The following is a 5,024-nucleotide window of genomic DNA, read 5'->3' as shown; positions in this document are numbered from 1 at the left end:
GCCGCAGCCCGACGGGCCCAGCAGGCAGCCGATTGCGCCTTCCGGCAGCGTGAAGGTGAGGTCGGCGATGATTTGTCGTTTGGCGTACGACTGCGAAACCGAATCGAGGATCAATTCAGCCATGGGAGTGCGCTCCGCGCCAGGTCATGAGAATGATGGGGATGATACCGGCAATGACAATGGCGAGCGAAGGCAGCGCGGCGCGCTCCCATTCGCCTTCCGAGGTCATTTCGAACACCCGCACCGCCAGCGTGTCCCAGCCGAACGGGCGGGTCATCAGGGTGATCGGCATTTCCTTCATGATGTCGACGAAGGTGAGCGTGGCAGCGGTCAACAGGCTGGCGCGCAGCATCGGCAGATGCACCCGCGTTAACAGGCCGGCCGCGCCGGTGCCGAGGTTTTTCGCCGCTTCGTCGATGTTGCGGCTGATCCGGTGCAGGCCGCTGTCGATGGGCCCGAAGCCTACCGCGAGAAAGCGCACCAGGTAGGCCAGCAGCATCACCAAGAGCGTGCCCTTGAGGATTTCGTTGCCGTCGAAGCCGAACCAGGCGCGGCCGGTGTCGATCAGCCAGTTGTCCAGCGCCGCCACCGGAATGAACAGGCCCACCGCCAGCACCGCGCCGGGGAAGGCATAGCCGAGGGTGGCGAGGCGCTGCGTCCACATCATCGCCGGGCCGGGGCGCTGGCGCCCGGCGTAGGCGAGCAGCAACGCCACGGCCACCACCATCAGCGCGCCCATGCCGGCCAGCAGCACCGAATGCCAGGCAAAAGCCCAATAGCGGGCGTCGAGATCGGCGGCGATGACGTCGCGTGTCCACAGCGCCAGTTGCGTGATCGGAATGAGGAAAGCCGCCGCCAGCACGGCACCGGCATACAGCAGGGCCAGCCCGGCCAGCGCCGGCGACAGCTTGATGCGTCGTGAAGCGGCGCCGCGGCCGACCGCACCGTAGCGCATCCGGGTGCGCGAGCGCTGCTCGAACACCACCGCGACCAGCACGAACAGGATCAGGATCGAGGCCAGCTGCGCCGCCGCCGGCAGCGAGAACAGGCTGTACCAGGCCTTGTAGATGGCGGTGGTGAAGGTGTCGTAGTTGAAGATCGCCATGGTGCCGAAATCGGCCAGGGTTTCCATCAGCGCCAGCATCATCCCGGCGGCGATCCACGGCCGCGCCATCGGCAGAGCCACCCGGAAGAAGCCCTGGGTGCGGGAGAGCCCGAGCGACTGCGCCGCTTCCAGCGCGATCGCGCCCTGGGTGGCGAAGGCGTTTTTCGCAATCAGGTAAACATAGGGATAGAGCGCCAGCGACATCACCAGGATGACGCCGCCGCGCGAGCGGATCTCGGGCAGGCCGGTGAGGCCCCAGCTTTCGCGCAGCCAGGTCTGCAAGGGGCCGGTGAAGTCCAGGAGACCGATCGCGACGAAGGCTGTGACGTAGGCGGGCAGCGCCAGCGGCAGCAGCAGCGCCCAGTCGAACAGGCGACGGCCGGGAAATTCGCACATCGCCGTGAGCCAGGCCAGCGACACGCCCAGCACGCCGACGCCGATCGCCACCCCGAGCACCAGCCACAGTGTGTTGCCCACCAGTTCGGGCAGCACGAATTCGGTCAGGTGGGCGAGGATGTCGCCCTCGACCCGCGCGAACGAAGAGAAGGTGACCGCCACCGGCACCAGCACCAGCGCGGCCACCGCCAGGGCGAACAGCATCCAGCCGCCGATGCGGGGGCGGGCGTCAGGCAAAACAAAAACGCCCGCGGAGGGCGCTTTTGCTGGAACTGCAACAGTGTCAGACAAGATGGATGCTTATTTGTAGCCGGCGCGATCCATCAATTTTACGGCCTTGGTCTGCAGGCTGCCAGCCTCTTTTACGTTGATCAGGTTCTGCTTGAAGCCGCCCCAGGCCGCGACCGTCTTGTCGGGCGAAACCTTCGGGTTGACCGGGTATTCCAGATTGACGTCGGCGAACAGGTTTTGCGCCTTGTCGGACGACAGCCATTCGATCAGTTTCTGCGCGCCGGCCGGGTTCTTGGCATGGCGTGTGACCCCGGCGCCGGAGATGTTGACGTGCACCCCGGCCGCCTTGTTTTTCAGATTCTGGTTGGGCCAGAAAATCGCCAGCGGCAGATTGGGGCTCTTTTCCATCAGGCGGCCGAAGTAATAGGTGTTGACCAGCGTGACGTCGCACTGGCCGGCGGCCACCGCTTCCATTACCTTGGTGTCGTCGGGGAAGGGCGCGGTCGCCAGGTTGCCGACCCAGCCGCGCACCATGTCTTCGGTTTTGCCTTCGCCGTATTCGGTGATCATCATCGCTACCAGGCTCTGGTTGTAGACCTTTTTCGAGGTGCGCAGACAGAGGCGGCCTTTCCATTTCGGGCTGGCCAGGTCTTCGTAGGTCGACAGCTCGGCCGGCTTCACCTTGCCGGTGTTGTACACGATGGTGCGGGCGCGCACCGACAGGCCGAACCACTCGTTGTCAGGATCGCGCAGATGGGCCGGCACGTTGGCTAGCAGGGTTTGCGAGCGGATCGGACGCAGCAGGCCCTCTTCGGAGGCCTGCCACAGATTGCCGGCGTCGACGGTCAGCAGCATGTCGGCCGGGGTGTTCTTGCCCTCGGCTTTCAGGCGCGCCATCAGCGGCCCTTCCTTGTCGGTGATGAACTTGACCTGTACGCCGGTTTCGCGGGTATAGGCGTCGAACAAGGGCTTGATGAGCTGCTCGTTGCGCGCGGAATACACCACGACTTCCTCGGCCAGCGCAGGCAGGGCGGCGGCGGTGAATGCCAGGGCGGCAAGCAGCCGGGTCAGGGTCGGTTTCATCTTGGATTCTTTCTCGGTTGGGGCGATGCGTGCAATCGTACTTAAAATGAGAACGGTTATCAATACATCGTGAATATAATTAATTCCGGTGCCGATCAGCGGCGTTCGAACTGGAGCAGGAGGCGCAGCTCGCCTTCGAACAGGGTTTCCAGCCGGATGTTGCCGGGGCGTTCGTCGAAACTCAGCCCGGCTTGCGGCGCCGGGCTGACGTCGATCAGCTGGAGCGACTCGGCGGGATAATCGACCTCGAGCGTCACCCGCATGGGGTAATAGCCGTCAAGGAATTTGCGCATGTAGGGTCCGCTGAACAGGCTGAAATAGCCGTTTCCGGTGTTGCGCAGGGCGCGGGTTTGCGCAGACAGGCACAGCCGTGCACCGGGTTCGACATTGCGCAGTTGCACGCTGGCGCCCTCGACCCAGGCGTGTCCGATGCCGCGGGCGAGGTCGATTTTGAGATCGCGCACATAGCCTTCGCGGAAGGTGATCTGCAGCAGCGGCACGGCGTCCAGCCGGTCGTGGCATTGATACAGCCCGACCCAGCCGCTAGCCAGGCTGTCGGCATCGATGCGGATACGGTTCTGGTGATGGTGGAGGGGTTTGGCGGGCGGCGTTTCGAGGAAGCGCAACTCCCCCTCGTTGACGGCGTCCGCGCTTTCCAGGCTGAGATCGCTTGCCGCATGCGCAAAATGCATCAACAAGGCCGCTGCCAGCACGCCGTGCCGGAGCGCACCCGGGCAGCGCTTATTGCAGCGCGGCAAGCGCGGGCTGAATGTCGCCGGCCGGGACGACGCGGCGGGCGCCGTCGAAGCGTTCGCGCCAGTAACGGTCGCCGAGACTGGAGACCGTGACCGCCCCGGTGCGGCTGCTCGCGGCGTGCACAAAACGGTCTTCGCCCAGATAAATGCCGACATGGGAGAACGCGCGGTTGAGGGTGTTGAAGAAGACCAGATCGCCGGGCTGGAGTTCAGCCAGCGCGAGCGGCTGCGTCGCTTCGCTGATCGCGCGGCTGTCGCGCGGGAGCTGGATGCCGATCGTCTGCCTGAATACGTGGCCGACGAAACCGCTGCAATCGAGTCCGCTGTCGGGCGCGCTGCCGCCCAATCGATAGGGGCTGCCCACCAGGCTGACGGCATACATGTGGACATCGTCTTCCTGCGCCGCGAATGCGTGAGACGTCAACAGCAAGGCCAGCAGGGACAGCAGTACAGGCTTCATCGAATGACAATCTGCTCTATAGTTGAAACGATAATTATGGCCATGCGTAGCGAATCTTGACCCGAGGACAGCACCATGAACGACGCGCAATCCCCCGCTTCCGAGCGGACCAGTATCCCCGACAACACGCAACTTGTGCAATTGCACGACGAGGCGGCAGCAGCCGTGTCCACGCCCGACCTGCGCGAACGCGTGCGCGAATTGACCGCGCGCGTCCTGCATGAGCGCCGCATGGCACTCAGCGAACTGAGCGAGATCGTCGCCGCGATTGCCTCCGGAGTGGGCAGCGGCCTGACTGCGCGCGGCGGAGAAATGAAGGACGGCCTCAAGCAGGCCGTATCCGGCCTGGACGATGCCGTCGGCAGTGCTGCGCAGGCTGTCTCCTATGCCCTGCAGGAAGCGGCCGAACAGGGGAGGGCCTTCAAGGACAATGAACTGAAAGCCAGCCTGGAACAGCTCCGCGACCTGGAGGCGCAGATTATCGATACCCTGAAGCAAACCGCCAGCCAGTCCGGCGGCAAACTGAAGGAAGAGCTCGAAACCCTGAGCGACCACCTGAAACACAGCGGCACCCGTACCGGCACGCAGGTGCGCGAGGCGCTGGAGCAACTGGCCGGCGGAGTGAAGGCCGGCGGCGCAGCGGGGCGCGCCGGGCTGAGCGAGTCGGCCAGCACCGCCAGCGCGCGTCTGTCGCAGGTGGCGAGCGGCATCCTGGCTGCGCTGTCCGAGTCGCTCAAACGGCAGAGCGAGCGCCTGCGTTCCTGATATCCGCCACCCCGGCAGGGGAAGCGCGCCCGCTGCGCCGCTTGCGGCTTTCCGGCGTGCCCCTTGCGGGTACTGCGGAGTCGTTGTCGCTTTAGCGGCTTACGAATCCGGCGTGCACCTTGCGGGTACTGCGGAGTCGTTGTCGCTTTAGCGGCTTACGAATCCGGCGTGCCCCTTGCGGGTACACTCTCGGCATTGCCGATTCCGACAACCAACGATGCTCTGGGAA

Annotated in this window: 5 protein-coding genes; 1 reads left to right on the top strand and 4 read right to left on the bottom strand. The window is 64.9% G+C overall.

Annotated elements, in window-relative coordinates; genetic code table 11:
• Nucleotides 1-115: 115 nt before the first annotated feature.
• From BGO62_RS11985 to BGO62_RS11970, 4 genes are all read right to left on the bottom strand, one after another.
• Nucleotides 116-1,705, bottom strand: coding sequence for an iron ABC transporter permease (locus tag BGO62_RS11985; RefSeq protein ID WP_296642730.1), 1,590 nt, complete (start codon nt 1,703-1,705; stop codon nt 116-118).
• A 96-nt stretch (nt 1,706-1,801) separates the two neighbouring features.
• Nucleotides 1,802-2,815 (bottom strand): Fe(3+) ABC transporter substrate-binding protein, encoded by a 1,014-nt coding sequence (locus tag BGO62_RS11980; protein ID WP_296642728.1) that lies wholly within the window; start codon nt 2,813-2,815, stop codon nt 1,802-1,804.
• 95 nt (nt 2,816-2,910) lie between these two features.
• Nucleotides 2,911-3,573 carry a hypothetical protein gene (locus tag BGO62_RS11975; RefSeq protein WP_296642727.1) on the bottom strand — a complete coding sequence of 221 codons (663 nt, stop codon included), beginning with the start codon at nt 3,571-3,573 and terminating at the stop codon, nt 2,911-2,913.
• Complete coding sequence (locus BGO62_RS11970) at nt 3,557-4,030, bottom strand: C40 family peptidase (RefSeq protein ID WP_296642724.1); 474 nt, start codon at nt 4,028-4,030, stop codon at nt 3,557-3,559. The genes BGO62_RS11975 and BGO62_RS11970 overlap by 17 nt, the downstream gene beginning before the upstream one ends.
• Nucleotides 4,031-4,105: 75 nt before the next feature.
• Between BGO62_RS11970 and BGO62_RS11965 the strand changes: the two genes are divergently transcribed.
• Nucleotides 4,106-4,795 (top strand): DUF6781 family protein, encoded by a 690-nt coding sequence (locus BGO62_RS11965; protein ID WP_296642722.1) that lies wholly within the window; start codon nt 4,106-4,108, stop codon nt 4,793-4,795.
• Nucleotides 4,796-5,024: the final 229 nt, after the last annotated feature.

Origin of the sequence: Thiobacillus sp. 65-1402 (assembly GCF_001897685.1) — a bacterium.
GTDB lineage: Bacteria > Pseudomonadota > Gammaproteobacteria > Burkholderiales > Thiobacillaceae > Thiobacillus.
Note: the sequence above shows the minus strand (reverse complement) of the source record. Positions and strands in the feature narration are given on the sequence as shown.